The following is a 25,607-nucleotide window of genomic DNA, read 5'->3' on the forward strand; positions in this document are numbered from 1 at the left end:
GCTTGCCGAGATGTAAAGCAAGCTTGACATGGCGCGCGACCTCGCCTTCAATGTAAAACACACTTTACATCCGAGGCTGTTGGCATGCTGCACAAACGTCATGTGATTTCATTCGTCCTGTTCCTCGTCGCCTATATGGCCTGTGTGCTGGTCAGCAGCCATTTCCTCGCGTCCATGGCACCAGGCATTGCCAAGACCCTGGTGGCGCTGGTGCCGGTGCCGGCCATGATCGGTATGGCCTGGGCTGTGGTGCAGCAACTGCGCAGCCTTGATGAAATGGTCCGGCGCATCCAACTGGAGGCGTTGGGGCTGGCGTTCGTCGCGACGGCGCTGTTGACCTTCAGCTACGGTTTTCTGGAGACCGCAGGCTTCCCACGTTTGTCGATGTTCATGGTCTGGAGCCTGATGGGGCCGTTGTGGGCCCTGGGGACCTTCATCGGGGTGAGGCGTTACCGTTGAACAACCGCATCCGTGAATTGCGAAATGGGCGTGGCTGGTCGCAGGCCGAACTGGCCGAGCGGCTCGGTGTTTCGCGCCAGACCGTCAATGCCATCGAGACCGGCCGCTACGATCCCAGCCTGCCGCTGGCCTTCAGCATTGCCGGGGTTTTCGAGTTGAGTATCGAAGAGATCTTCGATCCCTCTGCGGCGGTACAGTGATGTGTACAGGTTTAATTTAAGGTAACTGTACCGGTCTGCGCGAGAGGGGTTCCGCTAGTGTGGCAGGACACGATAATCAGTACCTGACGGAAGTCCCTGCCATGCTCGGCTCATACGATCTGCTCACCGCATTCATCCTGTTCGCCTTCGTTTCTTCGATCACCCCAGGGCCGAACAACACCATGTTGCTGGCGTCCGGCGTCAACTTCGGTGTGCGCCGTTCGATCCCCCATGCAATGGGCATCAGCATCGGCTTCATGCTGATGGTGCTGGGCGTGGGGTTCGGGCTGGGCGAACTGTTCAAGGCCTGGCCGCCGCTGTACAGCATCCTGCGCTACGTGGGGGCCGCTTACCTGCTGTACCTGGCGTGGAAGATCGCCACTTCCGGGCCGATCTCAGGGGATGCCGCAGGGACGCGCAAGCCCCTGAGCTTCTGGGGAGCGGCTGCTTTCCAGTGGGTCAATCCGAAGGCCTGGGTCATGGCGGTCGGTGCGATCACGACCTACACCCCGGCCCAGGGCTATGTGCTCAACGTGATCGTCATCGCCGCGCTGTTCGCCTTGGTCAACCTGCCCAGCGTGGGGATCTGGGTCATGTTTGGCAGCGCCTTGCGCAACCTTCTGCAAAATCCGCGCTGGCTGATGCTGTTCAATGTCCTGATGGCCTTGCTGCTGGTGATTTCGTTGTATCCGCTGCTGTTTGTAGAATCGTCGTTTTCCTAGTTCGATGAGTGCGGTACACGATGCAGCTGATTCCCTGGTCCCATGATTGCTCGGAAGGTTTCACGCTACGGGGTTGGCATTCCGAGCCGAGCGGCAAACCGTTGCTGCATTTTCTGCACGGCAACGGTTTCTGCTGCCTGGCATACGAGCCCATGCTGATGCGCCTGGGGGAGCACTTCGACCTGTGGTTGTGCGACGTCCAGGGGCACGGCGACAGCGATCACGGCGGCGCCTTTCGTGGCTGGAACCGTACTGCGGAGTTGGTCCTGGAAGCATTCGAGGCGGGGCGCCAGGCGTTTGGCGATGTGCCGCGCCATGCGCTCGGACACAGTTTTGGTGGGGTGCTGACCGGGCTGATCCTCGCCAGCAGGCCTGGGTTATTCGAGCGTGCAGTACTGCTCGATCCGGTGTTGTTCAGCCGACGCATGATCGGGGTGATGGGCGCGGCGGCACTGGTGGGCCTGCACCGGCGTCATGCCCTGGCGCGCAAGGCCGCAACCCGGCGCAGCCATTGGCCAGACCGCGAGGCGGCGCTGGCGTCGCTGCAGGGGCGGGGGATCTTCAAGGGCTGGAGCGACGCGGCGCTGCACGCGTATATCGGGCATGCCATCGGCGATTGCGGCGAAGGCGTGGTGCTCAAGTGCCGACCCGGCCGTGAGGTTGAGATTTTCAGCACCTTCCCGGCGCGCATGTGGCCAAGTCTGCAGCGCATCACCACGCCGACGCTGATCCTGCATGGTGAAACCACCTATCCGTTCGTGCCGCATTCGGTACGGCGCCTGGTGGGGCTCAATGCCAATGTCAGTGAGCGGCAGGTAGCGGGTGGTCATTGCTTCATGCAGGAAGACCCGGTGAGCGCCGCGCAGGCGGTCGAGGCGTTCCTGCGCGGTTGAGTCCGGTGGCCTGCGCCGTCAGGCCAGTTCCAGCCAGATGGGGGCGTGGTCCGAGGGCTTCTCCATCGCCCGCAGTTCGTAGTCGACGCCCGCCGCCTTCAGGCGTGGAAGCAGTGCCTGCGACGCCATGATCAGGTCGATGCGCAGGCCACGCTTGGGTTCGTCCTCGAAACCGCGGCTGCGGTAGTCGAACCAGCTGAAGCGGTCCGCTACGTCCGGGTGCAGGTGACGGAAGCTGTCCACCAGGCCCCAGCCTTTGAGGCGTTCCATCCATTCACGTTCTTCGGGCAGGAAGCTGCATTTGCCGGTCTTGAGCCAGCGCTTGGCGTTATCGGCACCGATGCCGATGTCGCAGTCCTGGGGCGAGATGTTCACATCGCCCATCACCACCAATGGCTGGTCATTGCGGAACTGACCTTCGAGCAGGGTCTGCAGGTCGCTGTAGAAGCGTTGCTTGGCCGGGAACTTGGTGGGGTGGTCGCGGCTTTCGCCCTGGGGGAAGTAGCCGTTCATGATGGTGATCGGGGTGCCGTCGGCATCGGCGAAGGTGCCCCAGATGAAGCGGCGTTGAGCGTCCTCTTCATCGGTGCTGAAGCCTTTGACCAGCGACAATGGCGCCTGGCGCGAGAGCAGGGCAACCCCGTAGTGGCCCTTCTGGCCATGGAAATGCACGTGATAGCCCAATGCCTGTACCTCGGCCAGCGGGAACTGATCGTCACTGACCTTGGTTTCCTGCAGGCCGATGACGTCTGGCTGGTGCTTCTCGATCAGCGCAGCCAGCTGGTGCGGGCGGGCGCGCAGGCCATTGATGTTGAACGAGACGATCTTCATGGAAAGACGATCCTGGTAAAAGCCTCGGATGCTAGCCGACATCGGCCGTCATCACCAGCGTGGCAGCGTCGCTGGGGCGCTGCTAACGTGCTGGAGGGGGAACGATGTGCGACATGACGCCTCCAAGGCTCTGCTACGTACATTCCAGGAGGATCATCGCAATGTCCGACGCCCCGGCGCATATCAGCTTGCTCGACGATGGCTACAGCCGCGAAGTGCGTTCGCTGCTCTACCATGCCTATCGCCACGAGCCGACCTTCGCCTATCTGTTCGATGCACAGCGACGGGGTTATGAGCGGCGCCTGCGGGTGATGGTGCGCGAATGGGTGCGTCAGCACTTCTACCTGCAGTTGCCGGCAATCGGTGTGCTGGTCGACGACCGCCTGGTCGGTGCCGCGCTGATCGTGCCGCCGCAACGTCGCCTTGGCGTGGCCGACAGTTGGGCCTGGCGCCTGCGCATGCTGCTGGGAACAGGCCGGCGCTGCACCCGTCGATACCTCGAGTATCAAGCGGCACTGGCGGCGTGCCTGCCCAGTCAGCAAGTCCATGTGCTGCCTCTGCTGGGGGTGCACCCGCAGTTTCAGGGACAACACTATGGTGAGCAATTGTTACAGGCGGTGCACGACTGGTGCGCCGACGATCCCGATACCCAAGGCGTGATCCTCGACACCGGCAATGCCCATTACCTGGCCTTCTACGAGCGCCAGGGCTATCAGGAGATTGGTGAGGTCGCGGTCGGGCCAATCCGAGAGAGAGTGTTCTTTCATCCGAATCCGCTGTCCTCCAACCCGCCAATTGCTTGATCGCAACCTCCTGCGGCTTACGCTGCCGCTTCGCTCTGGTAGCATGCCCCGCATGACGTATTCAGGAAGACTTGGTTGGGGCGTGCTGTTGCTCGCCGCCAGCTGCACAGCATGGGGCCAGAGCGAACTGTTGGTACGGGTCAAACCGTCCAACAAGACGTTGCAGGCCAATATCGAAGGCTACATCGGCAGCCTGGGCGATCGCGACGAGGAGGCCTTGCTGCGGTTCAGCCGCGGGGCTGAGGAGCAGGCGCGCAAGGCGGCCCAGGCGCTGGGCTACTACCAGGCGCAGATCGATACCGAGGTCAAGCCGCCGAGCAAGGCCGATCAACCCGTACAACTGATCATTCGGGTCGACCCTGGCGAGCCGGTGCGCCTGCGCAATGTGACCGTGCGCATCGAAGGCCCGGCGAGCGAGATGAAGGCCTTTCGCATTCCGGACAGCAAGGCATTGCGCCCGGGCGAGCAGCTCAATCATGGTGTCTACGAGGACGCCAAGCGGCTGATCCAGAACCAGGCTTCGCGCTATGGCTTCTTCGACGGGCGCTTTTCCCGTCAGCGCCTTGCGGTAGACCCGCAAGCAGGCGTTGCGGATATCGAGCTGGTGTACCAGAGTGGCCCGCGTTATCGCCTGGGCAAGGTGACCTTCGGTGGCGACGCACCGCTGGACGACGACCTGCTGCAACGCATGGTCGGCTTCAAGCCGGGAACACCCTACGATTCCGAACTGGTGGCCGAACTCAATAACGACCTGCAGTCCAGTGGCTATTTCGAAGGAGTACGTGTCGATGCGGCGCCGACGGCGGCGGTCGATGACGTGGTGCCGGTGGACGTGCGCCTGGATACCCGTAAACCGCGAACGCTGGGGCTGGGCCTGGGGTTCTCGACCGACGTGGGGCCACGGGGCAAGGCCAACTGGACACGGCACTGGGTCAATCCCCAAGGCCACAGTTATGGCTGGGAGACCGAGCTCTCGGCGCCCCGGCAGAACGTCGGCCTGTGGTATGACATCCCGCTGGACCCTCCACTGACCGACAAGCTGCGCTTTGCCGGTGGTTACCAGAACGAAGAGATCGCCGGCACCGACACCCTCAGCAAGCTGCTGACTGTCGGCCCCGAATGGCACAGCAAACTGCCCAGCGGCTGGCAGCGGGTGATCTCGCTGAAGTACCAGCGCGAGGAGTACCGCCTGGGCGACGACTCCGGGCTGAGCAACCTGCTGATGCCTGGCGTGAGCTTTTCCTATTTGCGCAGTGACAACCGCATCGACCCGCACAATGGCTATCGCCTGCAGTTCGACCTGCAGGCGGCCAAGGAAGGGCTGGGCTCGGACACCAACCTGGTGCATGGCAATGTCCTGCTCAAGGGCCTCACCACCCTGGGGCAGAACCATCGCTTCCTCGGGCGCGTGCAGTTCGGTGGCAGCGCTACCAACGGCTACCAGCAGAACGTCCCGCCCTCACTACGCTTCTTCGCCGGTGGCGACCAGAGCGTAAGGGGCTATGACTACCAGACGCTGTCGCCGAAGAACAACAAGGGCGACCGTATCGGTGGCCGCTACCTGGTGGCCGGCAGTGCAGAGTACCAATATTCGGTCACGGAGAAATGGCGCGTGGCGACCTTTATCGACCAGGGCAATTCGTTCAATTCGCTGGAACTGCCCAGCCTCAAGACCGGGGTCGGCATCGGCGTGCGCTGGGTCTCGCCAGTCGGGCCGCTGCGTCTGGACCTGGCGCGCGCGCTGGACGACGACGGTGGTATCCGGCTGCATTTCTCCATGGGGCCTGAACTGTGATGCGCCTGCTCAAACCTGTGTTGTCGATCGTATTGGGCTTGCTGGTGCTGGTGGGGCTTTGCGCAGCGCTGGTACTGGGAACGCAAGCGGGCAGCCGCTGGGCTCTGAGCCGGGTGCAGGGGCTTGAGGTCGAGGACTTCCAGGGCCATCTGGGAGGCCAATGGCAGGCCGCCCGTGTGGTCTGGGCCCAGGATGGCAGCCGGGTCGAGCTGCAGGCACCGCAACTGCAATGGTCACCCTCGTGCCTGTTGCGCGCCACGCTGTGCGTGCAGCGGTTGCAAGCCGAGCGCATCGACATGGCGTTCGCTGCGAGTGAGTCGCAGCCAGACACTGGGCCGTTGCAACTGCCCGAACTGCGTTTGCCGATCGCAATCGAGCTGGGTGAGGTCAAGATCGGTCAGTTACGCCTGGATGGCAGTGACCTGCTCGGCGACCTGCAACTGGCCGCCCACTGGACCACCGAAGGCCTGCGTATCGACGCCCTGCAATTGCAGCGTGACGACCTGCACCTGAGCCTGCAGGGCAATCTGCAGCCCCAGGGGGATTGGCCGCTTCAGGCCGATGCCACCCTGCAACTGCCGGCAGTGGATGGGCAGGCCTGGCAATTGGTGCTCAATGCCAAGGGCGACCTGCAGAAGACCTTGGCCCTCGAGGGCACCAGCACGGGTTATCTCGAGGCGAAGCTCGAGGGTGAGCTGCAAGCGCTGGCCGATCACTTGCCCGCGACACTGCAGATCCGCGCCGAGACGTTCCGGCCCTCTGCCTCGTTACCCGACCCACTGCAACTGAATCAGCTCAATCTTCAGGCCAAGGGCGACCTGCTCAAGGGATACCTGCTCAAGGGTACGGCCAGCCTTCCGGCCGAGCAGGGGCCAGTGGCCCTGGCCCTGAATGGCAAGGTCGATGCCAAGGGCGCCCGGCTCGAGACACTGGACCTCAGCGCCAGTGAGACCCAGCGCCTCACGTTGCAGGCCAGTGCCGACTGGCAGCAAGGGCTGACGGCCGATGCCCGGATCGACTGGCTCGATTTTCCCTGGCTGCGTCTGTACCCGATGGACGAAGCACCGCAAGTCACGCTCAAACGCTTCAACGCCCAGGTGCACTATCGCGACGGTACCTACAACGGTGATTTCAAAGGAGACCTCGATGGCCCGGCCGGTGCGTTCAGCCTGGCCAGCCCGTTCGATGGCGACCTGACCCAGGTGCGCCTGCCACAGTTGGCATTGGTCGCCGGGCAGGGCAAGGCATCGGGTGCCGTGGCGCTGGGCTTTGCCGACGCGACTACCTGGGATGTCGATCTGCAACTGTCGGCGCTCGACCCCGCCTATTGGCTGGCGGAGCTGCCGGGCACCCTGGCAGGGCCGCTGCGCAGCAAGGGCGAATTGAAGAACGAGCGTCTGCAGCTCGATGCCCAACTCGACCTCAAAGGGCGCCTGCGTGGTCAGCCGGCGGTGCTCAAGGCGGATGCCAAGGGTGCAGGTGAGGACTGGACGCTCGGTGCGCTGGCGATCCAGTTGGGTGACAACCGGATCAATGGCAGTGGCAGCCTGCAGCAACGCCTTGCCGGTCGCCTCGATCTCGACCTGCCGCGCCTTGGCCAGCTCTGGCCGCGCTTGCAGGGGCAGGTCAAAGGTCGCCTCGATCTGGCTGGCACGCTGGCTGCGCCGCAGGGTGTCCTGAGTCTTCAGGGGCAACAGCTGGCCCAGGCCGACAACCGCATACAGCGCCTGGATCTCGACGCACGCCTGGACAGCGCCCAGCGTGGACTGATTACCCTCAAGGCCGGCAATATCCGCCTGGGCGAAACGGCCTTGGGCAATCTTGATGCCACGGGCAAAGGTGATATCCGCCAGCAGGCGCTGACAGTGGCGCTGAATGGACCCCAGCTCAAGCTCGACCTTGCGTTGGACGGCACGCTCGGCAAGGGTGATTGGCGTGGCCGCCTGGCCAGCGGGCGCATCCAGGCGGGCGGTCAGGACTGGCAATTGCAAGCCCCCGCACGCCTGCAGCGCCTGGCCAACGGCCAGCTCGACTTCGGTGCACATTGCTGGCGCTCCGGCGCTGCCAGCCTGTGTGGCGAGGATCAGCGCCTGGCGCCGGATCCACGTTTGCGCTACCACCTCAAGCAGTTCCCCATCGACAGTCTCGCCCAGTGGCTGCCGAAGGATTTCGCCTGGCAAGGCATGCTCAATGCCGACATCAACCTGGATATGCCGGCCAGCGGCCCCAAAGGCACGGTGCGCATCGATGCCAGCGGCGGCACGCTGCGGGTCCGTGATAACGGGCGCTGGATCGACTTTCCCTACCAGACGCTCCGCCTGGACAGTACCTTGGCACCGCGCCGGGTAGACACGTCGCTGGCGTTTCGTGGCGACCGGTTGGGGGCGTTGAACCTGTCGACACGCATCGATCCCCTGGGCCGGGACAAACCGCTTTCCGGTGAATTTCGCCTTTCCGGGCTGGACCTGTCGATCGCCCGGCCTTTCGTGCCGATGGTCGAGCGCCTGACCGGGCAGCTCAACGGCGACGGGCGTTTGTCGGGTACCTTGCTGGCGCCCCAGGTCAACGGCAACCTGACGCTTAGCGGCGGGCATGTCAGTGGCGCCGAGTTGCCGGTCAGCCTGGAAGACTTGTCGTTGCGTGCGCTCGTGGCCGGGGAGCAGATCCGGATCAGCGGTGACTGGCGAAGTGGCGAGGCCGGGCGCGGGCAATTGGCCGGCGAATTGGCTTGGGGGCAGGCGTTGGCTGTCGACTTGCGTTTGCAAGGCCAGCAGCTTCCAGTGAACGTCGAGCCCTATGCCGCGCTGGAGGTCGCGCCGGACCTCAATATCCGCCTGTCCGGCGACAAGCTGGCAGTGACCGGCAAAGTTCAGGTACCCAAGGGCAAGATCACCGTGCGCGAGCTGCCGCCTTCGACGGTGAAGGTCTCCGACGACACGGTGATTATCGGCCACCAGACCGAAGAGGGCACGCCGCCGATGGCGGTCGCGATGGACATCGATGTCGAAGTCGGTCGTGACAAGTTGTCCTTCAGCGGCTTTGGCCTGACCGCCAATCTGCTGGGTCATGTGCACATAGGTGACAACCTGGACACGCGTGGTGAGTTGAGCCTGGCTGACGGTCGTTATCGAGCCTACGGCCAGCGCCTGACCATCCGTCGTGCGCGGCTGTTGTTCGCAGGCCCCCTCGATCAGCCATACCTGGATATCGAAGCGATCCGCAAGGTCGATGACGTGATTGCGGGTATTCGCCTGAGCGGCAGTGCCGAGCAGCCGACTACCCAAGTGTTCTCGGAGCCGGCCATGAGCCAGGAGCAGGCGTTGTCGTATCTCGTGCTGGGACGTCCCCTGGGCAATTCTGGCGAGGATAACAACATGCTGGCTGAAGCGGCCTTGGGCCTGGGCCTTGCCGGTAGCGCCGGGATTACCGGGAGCCTGGCCTCGAGCCTGGGAATCGATGATTTTCAGCTCGACACCGAAGGTTCGGGCAACAAGACCAACGTGGTGGCCAGCGGCAACCTGACCGAACGCCTCAGCCTGCGTTATGGGGTCGGTGTGTTCGAGCCAGCCAACACCATTGCCTTGCGCTACAAACTGAGCAAGAAGGTCTATCTGGAGGCCGCCAGCGGGCTGGCGAGCTCGCTGGACATCTTCTACAAACGCGACTTCTGATCTGATCGGCGGACAGTGGCGGCTTCGATGAACTCGTTGCCGTCTGCGCCTGGCTCCGGGGCGGGCATGGGCGGTGTGCGCACAGGCATGATCAGGTTGGTGTACTCCTCGATCAGCCGGTTGATCGCTTCGGGCGGCTCGCAGGCCTGGAACTGCATGCGAATCTGTACTTCGTCGGGGTCGCGTCCTTCGCCACGGCGCGTTTGGGCGCCGACGGTGACCTTGAAGTGCGAGCACGAGGTGGTGTCGTTGGCCTGCTGCAGCAAATCCTGTCGGGCCTGAGCGTTCTTCACGTGAACCGACAGGTCGACCTGCATGCGCTCCAGGGCCAGGCCCTTGGTGGACACCAAGGCAATCAACGGGATGCGCAACGTGTGCGTGTCGTCCATCGCCACTTCGACCATCTTGGCGCGCATCGGCATGCCCGGCTGCTCGGCGTCCACGTCGAAGAACTGATCGAAGAGTCTGAGGTATTGCTGGGCAATCAGGGTATTGGTTGCCGCGGCGGCTTCCTGGAGCCCGCGCGTGATGTCGCGCAGGTCGGTGGATGTCATGGGGGTCGGTTGAGCGTGTTCGCAGGGCTGATCCAATCAAGGGTCTCCAGTGCGCAGGCCGCAGGTGCCCCGGAGGGGACCTGCGGCAGGTGTGGGTGAGGTAGGGCATTGCGCATCAAGTCGTTGTAGCGGGTTTCTCAGCGCCGGCCAGGGTGTCTTCGCTGGAGATGCTGTCGGTACTGCGTAGCTCTGAGCTGGCGAGCACGGCAGGTTTGGTTGCAGCATCGGTGAGGAATTCCATCACGCGCATGAGGGCTTCCGGTGGTTGCTGACGGCGCACGGTAGTGTTGAAGGCGTAGCGCGCGCGGGTATCGGTCTTGCGGGTCTGCTCCGACTTGTGGCTTACACTGCCTTTCACATTCAGCTTGAACGGTCCCCAGCCGAGCGAGGCCTCCATGCTGCCTTCCGCCTCCTTGGAGGATCGGTCCTCGGCCATCTGGTTGATGGTCATCTCGAACTCGATCTTGCCTTCGTCGATGGCAATGTTCGGGTGGGTGATGGCCGCCAGCAGTGGCACCTTCATGCTCTTGGCGACGATACCTTTGTATTCGCCATCCTCACCGACGATGGTCTCGTCGTAGTCGAACTGGATGGCGACTGCCTTGCCATCCTGGATGCAGACATTCATGAGGAAGTCGGCGTACGACTTGCTCGCGGTGACCTGCGCCTGGACCATGGCCTGCAAGGGGCCGGCAATCATTCGGTCCATGGGTAGAGAGTTGATGACGGAACCGATCAGGCTGTTGTCAATGGACATGGGTGATACTCCTTCGGGGGCGGTGAATGTTCAGGCCCGGTTTTCAGTGGGGGTGGTTGTCCTGGCGCCGGATGTTGCCGATCTGACGCAGGCTCAGTCCGTACTTGTCCGCGAGCAGGCTGCGCGACAGCCCGCTGGCACTTTCTTTCTGGATTTGCAGGTTGCGCAACTGGCGCTGGAAGTGGTCGGCCTTGGGAATCTCGAGGGCAATGCCGGCATAGCGCTTGATCAGTGCGTCCAGCGCGTCGGCTGGCAGCAGATCGGCCAGCCGTGTGCGGTCACGGTGTTTGGGGATGTACTTGGGGCGGCCGCCGTAGGCGCAGGTCAGCCGGTACGCATTTTCAAGGCCGATGCACTCGATCAGCGATTGCAGTGAATGAGGTAGCTGGGCGACATCGATTGCAGTCAGATCTGGCAGTTCCATATTCGATTTCCCTGTGTCTTAGAGGCCAGCACGATGGGTGCCCAGGGATTCTCAGCCACCTCTCCCGATCATTCCTAGGCGCCAAGTGGCCCATGCTCTGTAGTTCCTGTAGAGCGTTTGTTGCAGGCAGAGGAGAGCTCTTACGTAGGAAGTTGAGCGGTGATTTTCCAGTAGGTCTTGTTCTTTCTCGGTCGACTTTTTAGGCGTGTTCCAAGGGTGTCGGTACCCATTTCAATCGCAGGGGTAGGCTTTGCGCAGGCTCGCCAAGCCCAGGTAGCTCTGAGGGGCGGAAACCGCTGCGGCGGGCAATGCGCGCCAGTCCACGTCCACGCACAGTGCTTCGAGCGCTTGGCTACCGCGATAGCCGATGACTTGCGGGCTGAATACCCGGCGGTAGCGCGCGTGGGTAATGGCGAAGGGTTCCACATGCTGCGCCTGTGCCAAGGTCAATCTGACCATGGCCGGCAGTTCCGAGGGGGGAGGGACGAAGCGCAACTGGCCTGGCTGGGCCTGCAACAAGCCGTTGCCACGAACCTGTTGCCACAACTGCTGCCATTGGTTGCTGCCGCTGGACGCTTCGAGGCGTGTGCCGAGCTCGAGCAGTTGTTCGCGGGGCAGGGTGCTGGTATCGATGGCGTGGGCGCAGGTGAGTGGGAGAAACAGCAAGGTGCAAAGCAGGATGGGTGTTGGCATGGTCGCTCCGGGGCACGAGTCGGGCGTCCATGTTTTCAATCTTGAGCGGCGAAGCTCAGCAGGAAATGCATCGCGTGTGGATCTGGCCATGTATCATGTGGCCGGCTCGTGACGAGCTTCTTTTGTCCCTGATGCTCCAAGGAATTGCCGATGACACACATGCAGCGCTTCAAATATTCGATCCTCATCATCGTGGTGATGATGGGTGTGATGTTCGGCCTGAGCTACCTGCAGAAACAGGGCACGATCAGCGAGCAGACCTTCCAGTACCTGGCCATTGGTATCGCCGTGGTCGTCGTGGTGATCAACGGCATCCTGCGGCGCAAGGTCAAGTCCTGACGCAGGCCAGCCGGCCATCCTGGCCGGCCGGGGAATCAGCGCAGGGCGTTCTGCTCCAGTACGGCGCGGGCTGCGGGCTGAAGGCTGTAGCACTTGTCATCGCCCAGGCTGATGACGCCCTCGGTGCAGAGTCGCTTGAGCACTTCGCGCACGCTCAGGAATGACAGCGGGATATCCAGTTGCTCCAGCTGCGCATGCACCCCGCGTACGCCGATGCTGCGGCCACTACGATCGGCCGAATGCAGCGCATCGATGACTTTCAGGCGAATCAGGCTGGTGCGCAGGCCGTAGGCGCGCAACAGTTCGCGGATCTGTTCGTTGCCGATACGTTCCTGCGCGTCAGTGCTGTCTTGCGGCGATGTGCGCTCAGCGGTGCGCTGGCGCTGCGCCTGCAGTTGCGGGTTGTACATGTGAATGCTCCTTTTCGTGGACTGTCCCGAAATCATGAGTGCCTAACTATTAGGACGAATGAGCGCGGGAAAACTGCAGTTCTGACTGAAAAAAAACTGCCACGTCCTTTTCAAGACGTTCCCGCGTAGCGCAAGACGTAAAATTTTCATCCGGCCGCTCGTCTGATCGGGATGACCTCTCATTCCCCAGGAGTGCCCGTGATCCCACTATCGCGACCCTTATCCTGCCTTGGCCTGGCCATTGTGCTTGCCACCGCTGCTGCCGGCGCGCAGGCGCGGGAAGTTGCCGGCGATGCTTCGGCGCAGATTCGCCGCACCAGCTTCGGTGTGCCGCACATCCTGGCCAGCGATGAGCGCGGCCTGGGCTATGGCATCGGTTACGCCTATGCCCAGGACAACCTGTGCCTGCTGGCTGACGAAGTGCTCACGGTCAATGGTGAGCGATCGAAATATTTCGGTGCCGAAGGCAAGACGGTCGAGCAGCGCGACAACCTCGACAGCGATCTGTTCTTCAGCTGGCTGAACGACAATGCGGCAGTCAACGGATTCCTCCAGGCGCAGTCGGCGCCCATTCGCCATCGCCTGGAGGGCTACGCTGCCGGCTACAACCGAGCGCTTGCCGAACGCAAGGCCCAGGGGCTGCCGGTGGAGTGCGGGGCGGGCGACTGGGTCAGGCCAATCACCAGCCTGGACCTGGTGAAGCTGACCCGCCGACTGCTGGCTGAAGGGGGTATCGGCCAGTTCGCCGAAGCGGTGGTTGCGGCGACGCCGCCGGGGCTGGCCGTGCACAGGCCGAAGGCCGACTACAGCGTGGCCCTGGCACGCCAGCAGGCGTTCGCCAGCGAGCGTGGCAGCAACGCTGTGGCCGTCGGTGCGCAGCGCTCGGCCAATGGGCGTGGCTTGTTGCTCGCCAACCCGCACTTCCCTTGGGTTGGCGGCCTGCGGTTCTATCAGATGCAGTTGACCATTCCCGGGCAACTGGATGTGATGGGGGCGGCGCTGCCGGGGTTGCCAGTGATCAACATCGGTTTCAACCGTGATCTGGCCTGGACCCACACCGTCGACACCTCCAAGCACTTCACCCTCTACCGTCTGCAGCTCGACCCGAAGGATCCCACCCGTTACCTGCTGGATGGCCAGTCGCTGCCGCTCCAACAGCAGGCAATCACTGTTGCGGTGAAGGGGGCGGACGGAACGCTCAGCCAGGTGCAGCGCCAGATCCACGTCTCCAGGTTCGGCCCTGTGGTGCAGTGGCCGGGGCGCCTGGACTGGGATGGCAAATATGCCTACAGCCTGCGCGATGCCAATCTCGACAACACGCGAGTGCTTGAGCAGTGGTACGGGATCAATCGCGCCAAGGACATCGATGCTCTCAAGACCTCGGTGGCCAAGCTTCAGGGCATTCCCTGGGTCAACACCCTGGCAGTGGATGCCGGTGGCCGCGCGCTGTACCTGAATCAGTCGGTGGTGCCGTATGTCGACCAGGCCATGCTTGCCCAGTGCAGCGACCCGTCGCTGGCCGGGCCGTTGGTCGTACTGGACGGTTCGCGCAGCGCCTGCCAGTGGAAGGTTGACCCCGACGCTGCGCAACCTGGAATTTTCCCGGCGCGCCTGCAGCCAAGCCTTGAGCGCGCGGACTTCGTGCAGAACTCCAATGACTCGGCCTGGCAGGTCAACCCGGCCCAGCCGCTGACAGGCTTCTCGCCGCTGATCAGCCGTGAAGACCAACCCTTGGGGATGCGTACCCGCTTTGCCTTGCAGCGCCTGCAAGGTCGCGCCAAACTCGGCGTGGCGGAGCTGCAGCACATGGTGCTGGACGACGAGGTGTATCTGGCCAGCCAACTGCTGCCAGAGCTGCTGGACTGGTGCAAAGGCGCCGAACGCGATCTGCAGGCTGTTTGCGCCAGCCTCAAGGCCTGGAACGGCAAGGCCGGCACCGACAGCGGCATGGGGCTTGTGCATTTTGCCAACATCATGGAAGCGCTGGGCGACCAGCCGCAAATCTGGCGTGTGGCGTTCGATCCGGCCGATCCGCAGCACACGCCGCGTGGTCTTGCAGTAGAGCAAGCAGCAGTGCGCGCGCTGCTGCGTGAGGCGGCGCTGGCTTCGTTGGCGCAGGTGCAGGAAGGCGGCATGGCGCAAGAGCAACACTGGGGGCAGGTACAGCAAGCGCTGGACGGCACGCCGGTGCCGGGTGGCCCGCAGGAGTTGGGGGTCTACAACGCCATGGTCAGTGTGCCCAATGGGGCAGGGAAGCGTCTGGTGGTCAGCGGTACCAGCTACCTGCAACTGGTCAGCTTCACCGAGCAGGGGCCTCAGGCCAGGGGGTTGCTGGCGTTTTCACTGTCCAGCGAGTCGGCCTCGGTACACGCATTCGACCAGACGCGTGCCTTTGCGGCCGGGCAATTGGCGCCTATTCCGTTTACCGAAGCGCAGATCACCTCCGATCCTCAGTATCGCCAGTATGGGGTGAGCGAGCGGGATGAGCAGGCACTGGTCAGCGCGGGGAAATAGTCGAAATCAGTGGCCCTGTGGTGGCACGAGCCGCCTCAGGGCCTGCGCGTCAGGAAAATTCGAACGGCGCCAGGTGCATGCCCTGGTCGTCCACCTGCAGCGCCCAGCCTCGGCGATCCCAGTCCCCCAGTACGATGCGCCGAGCCGGCTGGCCCTCGACCACCAGCTTGTGCAGGGCAGGGCGGTGAGTATGGCCATGGATCAGCGTGCGCACACCGTGCTCGCTCATCACCTTGGGCACTTCGTCGGGGGTGACATCGACGATTTCAGTGTTCTTCATCCGCACCTGCGCCTGGCTTTCACTGCGCAGCTTGCGCGCCAGTTTCTGGCGCGTGGACCGCGGCAAATGACGCAGAATCCAGAGGCTCAGCGGGTTGCGCAGGTAGCGGCGCAGCTTCATGTAGGCCACGTCGCGGGTGCACAGGGTGTCGCCATGCATCAGCAGTACCGGCTCACCGCCCAGCTCAACCACGCTAGGGTCGGCCAGCAGGGTACAGCCAGCGGCCTTGCAGAAGTCCTGGCCGATGAGAAAGTCGCGGTTGCCGTGCATCAGGTAGATCGCCGTGCCGCTGTCGGACAGCGTGCGCAACGCCTGGCAGATCGATTGCTGGAACGGCGTCATGGCATCGTCGCCGATCCAGGCATCGAAGAAGTCGCCAAGAATGTACAGCGCCTTGGCGTGTCGCGCCCGCCCATCGAGCAGATCAAGAAACGCCCGGGTAATGTCCGGGCGTTCTTCTTGCAGGTGCAGATCGGAGATCAGCAGGATCACTCAATGATCTCGGCTTTCTCGATGATCACGTCGTCCTTCGGCACGTCCTGGTGGCCAGCCTTGGAACCGGTGGCGACTTTCTCGATGGCATCGACCACTTCACGGCCTTCGGTCACTTCGCCGAACACCGCGTAGCCCCAGCCCTGCACGTTCTTGCCGCTGTGGTTGAGGAAGTCGTTGTCGGAAGCGTTGATGAAGAACTGCGCCGAGGCCGAGTGCGGCTCCATGGTGCGGGCCATGGCGATGCTGTACTTGGTGTTCTTCAGGCCGTTGTCGGCTTCGTTCTGGATGCTGGCGCGGGTTTTCTTCTGGTTCATGCCAGGCTCGAAACCACCGCCCTGGATCATGAAGCCCTTGATCACACGGTGGAACACGGTGCCGTCGAAGTGGCCGTCCTTGACGTATTGAACGAAGTTCTCGACGGTTTGCGGGGCTTTTTCGGCGTTCAGTTGCAGAACGATGTCGCCGTGGTTGGTGCTCAGTTTGACTTTGGACATGCTGAAATTCGCTCTTTCAAGGCATTCGGGAATAGGGTGCACAGGTCGCGTACTGTACCTGACGCAGGATCTGGCGGCGGCGACACAAGGCGCGCGGCGGCCATTTTGCCAGCTGGCGACAAAACGCTGCGAGAAATCGCGCCAGTTTGTCGGTGCCCGGCTGTCAGCAGCTTGACTGCTTCGGCTATGATAGGCCCTTTGATTCAATCGGCCTACCCGGACCGGACATCTGCATTCAAGGATCCTATGAGCAAGCCCACCGACAACGCGACCAACGCCGCTGCCAAAGGCGCCCCCGCCGTCCCTGCGAACTTCCTGCGACCGATCGTCCAGGCTGACCTGGACTCGGGCAAGCACAGCAGTATCGTCACCCGCTTCCCGCCGGAACCGAACGGTTATCTGCACATCGGCCACGCCAAGTCGATCTGCGTCAACTTCGGTCTGGCCCAGGAGTTCGGTGGCGCCTGCCACTTGCGTTTCGACGACACCAACCCGGCCAAGGAGGACCAGGAGTACATCGACGCCATCCAGCGTGATGTCAAGTGGCTGGGCTTCGAGTGGACCGGTCCGGTGCGCTTTGCTTCCGATTATTTCGACCAGTTGCACGACTGGGCGGTCGAGCTGATCAAGCGCGGCAAGGCCTACGTCTGCGACCTGACCCCCGAGCAGGCCAAGGAATATCGCGGCACCCTGACCCAGCCCGGCAAGAACAGCCCGTTCCGCGAGCGCAGCGTCGAGGAGAACCTCGACCTGTTCGCGCGCATGAAGGCTGGCGAGTTCAAGGACGGTGAGCGTGTGCTGCGTGCCAAGATCGACATGGCTTCGCCCAACATGAACCTGCGCGACCCCATTCTTTACCGCATCCGCCATGCCCACCACCACCAGACCGGTGACAAGTGGTGCATCTACCCCAACTACGACTTCACCCACGGCCAGTCGGACGCCATCGAGGGCATTACCCACTCGATCTGCACCCTGGAGTTCGAGGGCCATCGTCCACTGTACGACTGGTTCCTCGACAACCTGCCGGTCCCGGCGCATCCGCGCCAGTACGAGTTCAGCCGCCTGAACCTGAACTACACCATCACCTCCAAGCGCAAGCTCAAGCAGTTGGTGGACGAGCAGCACGTCGAGGGTTGGGACGATCCGCGCATGTCCACGCTCTCCGGCTACCGCCGTCGTGGCTACACCCCGGCCTCGATCCGCAACTTCTGCGACATGGTCGGCACCAACCGTTCCGATGGCGTGGTCGACATGTCGATGCTCGAGTTCAGCATCCGTGACGACCTCGACCGCACCGCGCCGCGCGCCATGTGCGTACTGCGTCCGCTGAAGGTGGTGATCACCAACTACCCTGAAGGCCAGGTCGAGCAGCTCGAACTGCCGCGCCACCCGAAGGAAGACATGGGCGTGCGCGTCCTGCCGTTCGCCCGTGAGCTGTACATTGACCGCGATGACTTCATGGAAGAGCCGCCCAAGGGATACAAGCGCCTGGAGCCAGCCGGTGAAGTGCGCCTGCGCGGCAGCTATGTAATTCGTGCCGACGAGGCGATCAAGGATGCCGAGGGCAATATCGTCGAGCTGCGCTGCTCGTACGATCCGGACACCCTGGGCAAGAACCCCGAGGGTCGCAAGGTCAAGGGCGTGATCCACTGGGTACCGGCCGCCGCCAGCATCGAGTGCGAGGTGCGCCTGTACGACCGCCTGTTCCGCTCGCCCAATCCGGAGAAAACCGATGAGGGCGGCAGCTTCCTTGAAAATATCAATCCGCAATCGCTGCAGGTGCTGACGGGTTGTCGTGCCGAACCTTCGCTGGGCCAGGCCCAGCCAGAAGATCGCTTCCAGTTCGAGCGTGAAGGCTACTTCTGCGCCGACCTGAAAGACAGCCAGCCGGGTCGCCCGGTGTTCAACCGCACCGTGACCCTGCGCGATTCGTGGGGCAGCTAAGGAATCCTCGTGCTTAACATCTACAACACCCTGAGCAAGACCAAGGAAGTCTTCAAACCCCTGGATGGCAACAACGTGCGCATGTACGTCTGCGGCATGACCGTGTACGACTACTGCCACCTGGGCCATGGTCGCAGCATGGTGGCGTTCGACCTGATCACCCGTTGGCTGCGCAAGAGTGGCTACGCGCTCACGTACGTGCGCAACATCACCGACATCGACGACAAGATCATCAACCGCGCCAATGAAAACGGCGAGCGCTTCGATGAGCTGACTGCGCGCATGATCGATGCCATGCATGAGGATGAGCGTCGTCTCAACATCCTCAAGCCGGACCTGGAGCCGCGTGCCACCGATCACATCCCCGGCATGCACGCGATGATCCAGACCCTGATCGACAAGGGCTATGCCTACGCGCCGGGCAATGGCGACGTGTACTACCGCGTCGGCAAGTTCGTCGGCTACGGCAAGCTGTCGCGACGCAAGATCGAAGACCTGCGTATCGGCGCGCGGATCGAGGTCGACGAGGCCAAGCAGGATCCGCTGGACTTCGTCCTGTGGAAGGGCGCCAAGCCGGGCGAGCCGAGCTGGGATTCGCCCTGGGGCCCAGGTCGTCCGGGCTGGCACATCGAGTGCTCGGTGATGTCCACCTGCTGCCTGGGCGAGAGCTTCGACATCCACGGTGGTGGCAGCGACCTCGAGTTCCCGCACCACGAGAACGAGATCGCCCAGAGCGAGGCGGCCACCGGCAAGCCTTATGCGGCGGCCTGGATGCACTGCGGCATGATTCGCATCAATGGCGAGAAGATGTCGAAGTCGCTGAACAACTTCTTCACCATTCGCGACGTGCTCGAGAAGTACCACCCGGAGGTGGTGCGTTATCTGCTGGTGGCCAGCCACTACCGCAGCGCCATCAATTACTCCGAAGACAGCTTGCGCGATGCCAAGGGCGCCCTGGAGCGTTTCTATCACGCACTGCGTGGCCTGCCGCGCGTCGCCGCCAAGGGTGGCGAGGCGTTCGTCGAGCGGTTCAGCGTGGCGATGAACGATGACTTCGGCAGCCCTGAAGCCTGCGCCGTGCTGTTCGACCTGGTCCGCGAGATTAACCGCCTGCGCGACAGCGACGCTGAGGCAGCGGCAGGCCTTGCCGGTCGCCTGCGTGAGCTGGGTGATGTACTGGGTGTGCTGCAGCTCGATGCCGACGACTTTTTGCGTGCCGGTGCCGAAGGCAAGGTCGATGCTGCCGAGGTCGAAGCCTTGATCCAGGCGCGTTTGCAGGCGCGTACGGACAAGAACTGGGCAGAGTCCGATCGCATTCGCGATCAATTGGCTGCCATGGGTGTGGTACTTGAAGACAGCAAAGGCACCACCACCTGGCGTCTGGCTGACTGATACGACTCGAGGGCTGCCCAGCAACCCTGTTGCGGGACAAGTCGGGGCACCGAACCGACTTGTCCCGTGACGTTTTTCAGGCCGTCGAGCAGTGCAGCACCAGCTTCGCTCCACCCAGCTCGCTACTGCCCACTTCCAGTCTGAACCCATGCAGGTCGACGATCGCTGCGACGATCGACAAGCCTAGCCCGAACCCTGGGTGACGATGTCCTTCCTCGCTGCGATAGAAGCGCTTGAGCACCGCAGCACGCTCCTGTTCCGGAATCCCCGGTCCGCTGTCCTCGATGGCGATATGCACGCCATCGTCGTCGTGCAGTGCCTGGATCCGTACCTGCCCACCCTCCGGGGTGAACTTGATGCCGTTGCCGACCAGGTTGGCCAAAGCCTCGAACAGCAGTTCGCGGTCGCCGTGCAGCGCGGGCAGATGCGCAGGCTGCTCCAGTTGCAGGCGAATGCTGCCATCCTCTGCGAGCGGCAGGTAGAAGTCGTGCAACTCCACCAGCAAATTGTGCGGATCAAGCTCGACGAACCCTGCGCGGCGTTGGCGGTCTTCCAGCTCGCTGATGCGCAGCAGGCCGCGGAAACGTGCCATCAGGGTGTCGGTCTCGCTAATGGCTTGATCCAGCGCTTCGGCTTCCGGCGAGTTCGCTCCGCTCTGCTGGCGAATGCGGTAGAGCTGGGCGCGCAGGCGGGTCAGCGGTGTACGCAGGTCGTGGGCAATGTTGTCGCAGACACCCTTGACCTCGTGCATCAGCCGTTCGATGCGGTCGAGCATGGCGTTGACGATCGCGGCCAGCATGTCCAGCTCGTCTCGTCGTGCTGACAGCGGCAAGCGGTGGGTGAGATCGCCGGCCACGATCAGCTCGGCGCTCGCCTGTACGGCGCGGATACGCTTGAGCGGGCGCCTGCGTAGCAGGTACCAGCCGGCGAAACCGGGAATCAGCGTCAGCGAAATGCCCCAGAGCAGCGCGTGCAGAATGATCCGGGTCACCACGAACAGCGAGCCGTTGTCGCGCACCAGCACCAGCCAGCGCCCATCGGGGATGCGGATCGCCACGGCATCACAGCTGTCGCGCGGCAGGTGCGGATCGTCGGCATCCAGGCAACGCTTGAGTTCGTGAACCTTGCCGTCCAGGCCCAATTCCGACGGAATCGAGCGGATACGACCGCCGATGGGATTGAGCTGCGGGTCGAACAGGCCGTACGCGTCGAAGCTGCGTTCCTCGAAGGCCTGGCTGGCGATCAACGCATCGTCCAGCTGCTTGCCGGTCATGTGCGCGAAGAGGTGCTGACGTTGCAGCATGGAGTGGCGGGTCAGCTTGTTGAGGTAGCTGGTGACCTCGAAGTACAGCACCCCCATGAGGATGCTGCTCCAGGCCACGAACAGGAAGCTGTACAGCGCCAGCAGGCGGCTGGTCGAGGAGCTCCAGCCCTTAGATGGGTTCAGCAATGGCATAACCGGAGCCCCGTACGGTTCGGATCAGCGGTGTCTGGCCGGGTGGGTCGATCTTCTTGCGCAGACGACCGATATGGACGTCGATCAGGTTGGTGCCGGGATCGAAGTGATAACCCCACACTTCCTCGAAGATCATCATGCGAGTGATGACCTGCCCGGAGTGACGCATCAGGTATTCGAGCAGTTTGTATTCGGTTGGCAGCAGGTTCAGGCTGCTCTCGCCGCGTCGGGCCTCATGGCTGATCAAGTCCAGCTCCAGGTCGGCGACCTGGAGGCGGGTCTGGGTCATGGGCACGCTGTTGCGCCGCAGCAGCACCTCGACGCGGGCCGCCATCTCGTCGGAGGCGAAGGGCTTGGTCAGGTAGTCGTCGCCACCTGCGCGCAGGCCGCGCACGCGCTCGTCGACATCCGACAGGGCGCTGATCATCAGGATGGGCGTGGCGATCTTCAGGCTGCGCAGGGTGGTGACGATGGTCAGGCCGTCGACTTCCGGGAGCATCCGGTCCACGGTGATCAGGTCATAGCCGCCGGCAATGGCCTTGGCCAGGCCTTCGCGGCCATTGTCTGCCCAGTCGACCTCCAGCCCGTGGCTGGAAAGTTCGGCGACGATTTCCTGGGCGGTGACGGCGTCGTCTTCGATAGTCAGTACGCGGGGCATGCTAATACCTGGGCGGCGATTGGATGGCTGATTGTGCCAAAGAATAGACAAACGGCGATTTAAGAAAAATTCATCTATCAGAGGCAGGGTGCCAGTATCGGTGTTTTCACGCGTTTGGCGTTCAGCGCGACTCCGTTGGGGAGCAGACTCGCCTGCAAAGAAACCGGCCCTGACAGCAATGAAAACGGGGCGTGCCATTGCTGGCACGCCCCGTTTTCATTGCAAGGCGATGCCTCAGGCGACCTTGATGATCCAGCCCGCCGGTGCTTCGACGTCACCGCTCTGGATGCCGGTCAGCTCGTTGTAAAGCTTCTGGGTGACCGGGCCGACCTTTTCCAGGTCGTGGAACACGTGCAGTTTGCCGTTGTACTCGATGCCGCCGATCGGAGTGATCACTGCGGCGGTACCGCAAGCGCCCGCTTCGATGAAGCGGTCAAGCTTGTTGATTTCGACGTCGCCTTCGATCACGGTCAGGCCCAGGCGCGATTGCGCCAGTTCCATCAGCGACAGGCGAGTGATACCGGGCAGGACCGAGGCCGATTTTGGCGTGACGAACTCGTTGTTGGCGGTAATGCCGAAGAAGTTGGCCGACCCGACTTCCTCGATCTTGGTGTGGGTCAGCGGATCCAGGTAGATGGCATCGGCGAAGTTGGCTTTCTTCGCTTCGGAACCCGGTTGCAGGCTGGCGGCATAGTTGCCCCCCACCTTGGCTGCACCGGTGCCCTGCGGGGCGGCGCGGTCGAAGCTGGAGATCTGGAAGTTGTGCGGCTTCATGCCGCCCTTGAAGTACGAGCCAACCGGGATGGCGAACACCGAGAAGATGAACTCCGGCGCGGTGCGCACGCCGATGTTGTCACCGGTGCCGATCACGAACGGACGCAGGTACAGGGCACCCTTGCCATGCGGCGGGACGAACTTCTCGTTGGCCTTGACCACCTGCTTGCACGCCTCGATGAACACATCGGTCGGCACGTGTGGCATCAGCAGGCGGGCGCAGCTGCGCTGCATGCGTGCGGCGTTCTGGTCCGGGCGGAACAGGTTGATCGAGCCGTCCTTGCAGCGGTAGGCCTTCAGGCCCTCGAAGCATTGCTGGCCGTAGTGCAGGGCAGTCGAGCCTTCGCTGATGTGCAGCACGTTGTCGTCGGTCAGGGTGCCTTTGTCCCACTCGCCGTTGCGCCACACGGACAGGTAGCGCTTGTCGGTCTTGATGTAGTCGAAGCCCAGCTTGTCCCAGTTGATCTCGTTGCTCATGACACCCTCTATTGTCTTGCAGAGGCCCGATCGCTCGGGCTGCTTTTAAATGCGCACCTCGCCACGATAATACATCCGCAGAGGATGGGGAACGGCCAGTCATGAATTGGTTGGCTGGCTGTCGGATGATCTGCAGTGCAGTGCTGGTGGGGGCTCTGGTCGGGCGTGAGGTATTTTGCGTAGCCGTGTGGCCTATCCGCAGTGCTCGCTCTGTACCGTTGTGCTACGAGCCTTCTCCCTGATCGGCATCTGAACAATGTTTCGTCTGCTTGGTAAGCAGGTGGATTCCTGTGGCGGCGAGAAATATCGGCCATAGAAACCCTGGGATGCCCAGCAATGCTCCATGTCCGAGAAAGAAAAGGCTTGCGATGGCACATGACATTAATGCGATGCCCGCCCACTTGCGCATGTTTGGACGACAAAGGATTCGGTCTGTGATGAGCGCAATCAGGGACAATAAGATGATGCTGATCAGATCGTTCATCAGGTGGCTCGACTGTTGATGATCAGGCTCTTGTTGGTGCGCTGAGGTCCTATGCCGCCTTGAACTTGGGCTTGAATACTGACAATTCTGTCTCCGGAGTGGAATGTAGGGATGCGACTGGTGACATAGGAGCCGACCAGGCCGCCCACTACCAAGCCTCCTGCAAGCGTAACGGTCCCGATCGGGGTGCTGACAGCGCTTCCAAATAAGGCGCCGATGCTGTTGCGCTGCTCGTTCAACAGGTCAGCCTGGCTTCGAGTGAGAGGGGAGGAGATGGCTACACGCAGCGAGCACGGCCTGTCATTTGCCTGCATGCGATCGTAGACATCAATGATGAGGTCGGTAATTCGATAATTATCTTGACGGGCCGCGGTAAAACAAAGCTGGTTCAAGCGGCTTCGATCTGAGGGTTGGACGATCAATTCGTTGATTTGGAATGTGATCCCGTGATGACTGACGACTTGATATGTCCTTGTAACCTGCAAGCGAAGTTCCTTATTGGTGTCGAATCCATTTCAGGTTCGCGCACAATGCAGAACTTTCGCTGCTGAGCCTATTCACTTGCTTCTAAGTAGTGTGTAGGAGTTTTCAGTAATGCTATGCATCCCCTATCTGCTGACAAAACCGCAGCAAATTGCCGAACGGATCACGGATCTGCATTTGCAGACCCCAGTCCACCTGCTCGGCTTCGGGGCGTGAATAACCGTACTTTTTGGCCTGCAGTTCGCTTTCGAGCGCCTTCAGATCTTCGACTCGGGCAAACACGGTAGAGCCTGGCGTGGCGTCGCCATAGTGTTCGGACAGGTGCAGGATCAGCCCGTCGCGATGAATCTGCGCATACAGCGGCAGGTCCGGGGCGAAGCGGTGTTCCCAGTCGAGGCTGAAGCCCAGGAAGTCGAGGTAGAACTCCTTGGCCTTGTCGACCGAGAAGATGCGCAGCACGGGAATGGCGGGGGCGAATTGCATGGAGGCATCCTTACCGGGTGAGAGGTCGCCACTCTAGCGCATCGCGGTGGGCCATGGCGATTGGCTCACAGCCCCACGCTGGCGCGCACCATGGCATAGGCCTGGCGCACCAGCGGGTTGACCGTGTTGGCCCGCACCCACAGGTGGTAGGTGACGTCCGGCAGTGGCGGCAGGCCGTCGCTCTGGCCGAGCACGCGCATGTCCGGGCCGACCATCTCCTGGCTGCGCGCGGTGATGCCCAATCCTGCGCGGACTGCAGCCTTGATGCCGATCAGGTTGGACGCCAGGTAGGCCTGGCGCCACGGGATGCCGGCCTGTTCCAGGGCGTCCAGGGCCAGTCGGCGGTACAGGCTGGGTTCGTCCACCAGCACCAACGGTAGCGGTTCGCCGGGGATGTGCTGGTACTGCGCGGCACAGATCCACCACACCGGCGAGGTGCGCAAGGCGAAACCCTCCACGCCGGGGGCGGTGACGGTGGAAATGACCATGTCGACCTTGCCACGCTGCAGGTCGTCCATCAGGAACGGGCTGCGGCCGACGTTTATCTCCAGGCGCAGGTTCGGCGCCGAACGGGCGATATGGCCGAGCAGAGGTGGCAGGATGGTGTCGGCGATGTCATGCGGCGAACCGATCCGCAGCACGCCGCTCAGGCCGTCCTGACGCAGGCCGGCGAGGGCTTCATCATTGAGTGCGAGCATCTGCCGGGCATGGCGCAACAACTGGCGGCCGGCATCGGTGAGGGCTTTGTGTCGGCCCTGCTTGCGCAGCAGCGCCACGCCCACCTGCTGTTCCAGCCGTTGCATGTGCTGGGTGACCGAGGCCTGGGTGCGGGCCAGGTGGCGACCGGCTTCGGCGAAGCTTGTGTGATCGACGATGGCGACGAAGGTGCGTAGCAGATCGAGGTCCAGGGCGGGTGTGGTCATGGGCGGGCCTGCGGTTGGAGTGGGGGAGGCGGAACGCCCGCTTTTACATTACTGTCAGTCAATAAATGATAAAGAAACATTATGTTTTTTTGGCCTGAATTTGCAATGCCTGGATGCAATGCTCTTTGTTTTCGCTGCTTATACCAAATCAAGCTCCTACTCATTCGATCCAAGTTATAACGATAGTCAATATTTG

Annotated in this window: 26 protein-coding genes; 11 read left to right on the forward strand and 15 right to left on the reverse strand. The window is 62.5% G+C overall.

The genetic code is table 11. The annotated features are described in order from the left end of the window. Positions 1 to 84: 84 nt before the first annotated feature. The 4 genes from ACNFHO_RS02095 (at position 85) to ACNFHO_RS02110 (ending at position 2,274) form a co-directional block, all read left to right on the forward strand. Positions 85 to 459: a hypothetical protein gene (locus ACNFHO_RS02095; RefSeq protein WP_065862587.1), complete on the forward strand. Its 375-nt coding sequence runs from the start codon at positions 85 to 87 to the stop codon at positions 457 to 459. After that, positions 456 to 659, forward strand: a complete 204-nt coding sequence (locus tag ACNFHO_RS02100; RefSeq protein ID WP_063545237.1) for a helix-turn-helix transcriptional regulator — start codon at positions 456 to 458, stop codon at positions 657 to 659. Before ACNFHO_RS02095 ends, ACNFHO_RS02100 begins: the two co-directional genes overlap by 4 nt. A gap of 101 nt (positions 660 to 760) precedes the next feature. Next, entirely contained in the window at positions 761 to 1,381 is a 621-nt protein-coding gene (locus ACNFHO_RS02105; RefSeq protein ID WP_054891533.1) for a LysE family translocator, read from the forward strand. 20 nt (positions 1,382 to 1,401) lie between these two features. Next, on the forward strand, positions 1,402 to 2,274 hold the full coding sequence (locus ACNFHO_RS02110; protein WP_416765006.1) for an alpha/beta fold hydrolase: 873 nt from the start codon (positions 1,402 to 1,404) through the stop codon (positions 2,272 to 2,274). A gap of 18 nt (positions 2,275 to 2,292) precedes the next feature. Here the strand turns inward: ACNFHO_RS02110 and xthA are convergent, their stop codons facing one another. Then, positions 2,293 to 3,105 carry an exodeoxyribonuclease III gene (gene xthA / locus ACNFHO_RS02115; RefSeq protein ID WP_372822578.1) on the reverse strand — a complete coding sequence of 271 codons (813 nt, stop codon included), beginning with the start codon at positions 3,103 to 3,105 and terminating at the stop codon, positions 2,293 to 2,295. 161 nt (positions 3,106 to 3,266) lie between these two features. Between xthA and ACNFHO_RS02120 the strand changes: the two genes are divergently transcribed. From ACNFHO_RS02120 to ACNFHO_RS02130, 3 genes are read left to right on the forward strand one after another with little or no spacing between them, the layout of a single operon-like run. Further along, entirely contained in the window at positions 3,267 to 3,908 is a 642-nt protein-coding gene (locus tag ACNFHO_RS02120) for a GNAT family N-acetyltransferase (RefSeq protein WP_054891530.1), read from the forward strand. Between the two features lie 52 nt (positions 3,909 to 3,960). Beyond that, the gene (locus tag ACNFHO_RS02125) at positions 3,961 to 5,703 is read left to right on the forward strand and encodes an autotransporter assembly complex protein TamA (protein ID WP_063545235.1); all 1,743 of its coding nucleotides are present in this window, start codon (positions 3,961 to 3,963) and stop codon (positions 5,701 to 5,703) included. After that, positions 5,703 to 9,374 carry a translocation/assembly module TamB domain-containing protein gene (locus ACNFHO_RS02130; protein ID WP_416765008.1) on the forward strand — a complete coding sequence of 1,224 codons (3,672 nt, stop codon included), beginning with the start codon at positions 5,703 to 5,705 and terminating at the stop codon, positions 9,372 to 9,374. The genes ACNFHO_RS02125 and ACNFHO_RS02130 overlap by 1 nt, the downstream gene beginning before the upstream one ends. Here ACNFHO_RS02130 and ACNFHO_RS02135 read toward each other — a convergent pair. The 4 genes from ACNFHO_RS02135 to ACNFHO_RS02150 all read right to left on the reverse strand — a co-directional run bounded on the left by ACNFHO_RS02135 (position 9,356) and on the right by ACNFHO_RS02150 (position 11,802). Next, a complete protein-coding gene (locus ACNFHO_RS02135; protein WP_151924919.1) occupies positions 9,356 to 9,928 on the reverse strand; it encodes a DUF2589 domain-containing protein in 573 nt (190 codons plus the stop codon). The two genes, ACNFHO_RS02130 and ACNFHO_RS02135, sit on opposite strands and share 19 nt — an antisense overlap. Before the next feature lie 115 nt (positions 9,929 to 10,043). Next, complete coding sequence (locus tag ACNFHO_RS02140; protein ID WP_063545232.1) at positions 10,044 to 10,685, reverse strand: DUF2589 domain-containing protein; 642 nt, start codon at positions 10,683 to 10,685, stop codon at positions 10,044 to 10,046. A 43-nt stretch (positions 10,686 to 10,728) separates the two neighbouring features. Beyond that, positions 10,729 to 11,109: a Mor transcription activator family protein gene (locus ACNFHO_RS02145; RefSeq protein WP_054891525.1), complete on the reverse strand. Its 381-nt coding sequence runs from the start codon at positions 11,107 to 11,109 to the stop codon at positions 10,729 to 10,731. Positions 11,110 to 11,340: 231 nt separating this feature from the next. Further along, the gene (locus tag ACNFHO_RS02150; RefSeq protein WP_063545230.1) at positions 11,341 to 11,802 is read right to left on the reverse strand and encodes a hypothetical protein; all 462 of its coding nucleotides are present in this window, start codon (positions 11,800 to 11,802) and stop codon (positions 11,341 to 11,343) included. A gap of 150 nt (positions 11,803 to 11,952) precedes the next feature. Here ACNFHO_RS02150 and ACNFHO_RS02155 point away from each other — a divergent pair, with 150 nt between their 5' ends. Next, a complete protein-coding gene (locus ACNFHO_RS02155) occupies positions 11,953 to 12,141 on the forward strand; it encodes a hypothetical protein (protein ID WP_054891523.1) in 189 nt (62 codons plus the stop codon). A gap of 35 nt (positions 12,142 to 12,176) precedes the next feature. Here ACNFHO_RS02155 and ACNFHO_RS02160 read toward each other — a convergent pair whose 3' ends face one another. Beyond that, complete coding sequence (locus ACNFHO_RS02160; RefSeq protein WP_416765011.1) at positions 12,177 to 12,551, reverse strand: fe2+ zn2+ uptake regulation protein; 375 nt, start codon at positions 12,549 to 12,551, stop codon at positions 12,177 to 12,179. Positions 12,552 to 12,749: 198 nt separating this feature from the next. Here ACNFHO_RS02160 and ACNFHO_RS02165 point away from each other — a divergent pair, with 198 nt between their 5' ends. Next, on the forward strand, positions 12,750 to 15,065 hold the full coding sequence (locus ACNFHO_RS02165) for an acylase (protein WP_416765012.1): 2,316 nt from the start codon (positions 12,750 to 12,752) through the stop codon (positions 15,063 to 15,065). A 49-nt stretch (positions 15,066 to 15,114) separates the two neighbouring features. Here the strand turns inward: ACNFHO_RS02165 and ACNFHO_RS02170 are convergent, their stop codons facing one another. Both ACNFHO_RS02170 and ACNFHO_RS02175 read right to left on the reverse strand, forming a co-directional pair. Beyond that, on the reverse strand, positions 15,115 to 15,837 hold the full coding sequence (locus ACNFHO_RS02170) for a UDP-2,3-diacylglucosamine diphosphatase (RefSeq protein ID WP_416765013.1): 723 nt from the start codon (positions 15,835 to 15,837) through the stop codon (positions 15,115 to 15,117). Beyond that, the gene (locus ACNFHO_RS02175; RefSeq protein ID WP_063545226.1) at positions 15,834 to 16,334 is read right to left on the reverse strand and encodes a peptidylprolyl isomerase; all 501 of its coding nucleotides are present in this window, start codon (positions 16,332 to 16,334) and stop codon (positions 15,834 to 15,836) included. Before ACNFHO_RS02175 ends, ACNFHO_RS02170 begins: the two co-directional genes overlap by 4 nt. A gap of 246 nt (positions 16,335 to 16,580) precedes the next feature. On the opposite strand from ACNFHO_RS02175, the gene ACNFHO_RS02180 reads away from it, so the two are divergent. Then, on the forward strand, positions 16,581 to 18,281 hold the full coding sequence (locus ACNFHO_RS02180; RefSeq protein ID WP_054891518.1) for a glutamine--tRNA ligase/YqeY domain fusion protein: 1,701 nt from the start codon (positions 16,581 to 16,583) through the stop codon (positions 18,279 to 18,281). Positions 18,282 to 18,290: 9 nt separating this feature from the next. Further along, on the forward strand, positions 18,291 to 19,673 hold the full coding sequence (gene cysS, locus ACNFHO_RS02185; protein WP_416765014.1) for a cysteine--tRNA ligase: 1,383 nt from the start codon (positions 18,291 to 18,293) through the stop codon (positions 19,671 to 19,673). Positions 19,674 to 19,749: 76 nt separating this feature from the next. On the opposite strand, the gene ACNFHO_RS02190 is transcribed toward cysS, so the two are convergent. From ACNFHO_RS02190 to ACNFHO_RS02220, 7 genes are all read right to left on the reverse strand, one after another. Then, positions 19,750 to 21,129, reverse strand: a complete 1,380-nt coding sequence (locus tag ACNFHO_RS02190; RefSeq protein WP_065862604.1) for a sensor histidine kinase — start codon at positions 21,127 to 21,129, stop codon at positions 19,750 to 19,752. Further along, positions 21,107 to 21,787: a response regulator transcription factor gene (locus ACNFHO_RS02195; RefSeq protein ID WP_054891589.1), complete on the reverse strand. Its 681-nt coding sequence runs from the start codon at positions 21,785 to 21,787 to the stop codon at positions 21,107 to 21,109. Before ACNFHO_RS02195 ends, ACNFHO_RS02190 begins: the two co-directional genes overlap by 23 nt. Positions 21,788 to 22,021: 234 nt before the next feature. Next, entirely contained in the window at positions 22,022 to 23,038 is a 1,017-nt protein-coding gene (locus ACNFHO_RS02200; protein WP_063545224.1) for a branched-chain amino acid aminotransferase, read from the reverse strand. Positions 23,039 to 23,261: 223 nt separating this feature from the next. Further along, on the reverse strand, positions 23,262 to 23,522 hold the full coding sequence (locus tag ACNFHO_RS02205) for a hypothetical protein (RefSeq protein ID WP_416765016.1): 261 nt from the start codon (positions 23,520 to 23,522) through the stop codon (positions 23,262 to 23,264). Further along, complete coding sequence (locus ACNFHO_RS02210) at positions 23,522 to 23,914, reverse strand: hypothetical protein (protein ID WP_416765018.1); 393 nt, start codon at positions 23,912 to 23,914, stop codon at positions 23,522 to 23,524. The genes ACNFHO_RS02205 and ACNFHO_RS02210 overlap by 1 nt, the downstream gene beginning before the upstream one ends. Positions 23,915 to 24,119: 205 nt before the next feature. Next, positions 24,120 to 24,488, reverse strand: a complete 369-nt coding sequence (locus tag ACNFHO_RS02215) for a glyoxalase superfamily protein (RefSeq protein WP_063545223.1) — start codon at positions 24,486 to 24,488, stop codon at positions 24,120 to 24,122. A 65-nt stretch (positions 24,489 to 24,553) separates the two neighbouring features. Further along, a complete protein-coding gene (locus ACNFHO_RS02220; RefSeq protein WP_063545222.1) occupies positions 24,554 to 25,411 on the reverse strand; it encodes a LysR substrate-binding domain-containing protein in 858 nt (285 codons plus the stop codon). Positions 25,412 to 25,607 lie beyond the last annotated feature (196 nt).

The sequence above is a fragment of the Pseudomonas sp. NY15374 genome (assembly GCF_048068255.1).
GTDB classification, from domain to species: Bacteria; Pseudomonadota; Gammaproteobacteria; order Pseudomonadales; family Pseudomonadaceae; genus Aquipseudomonas; species Aquipseudomonas machongensis.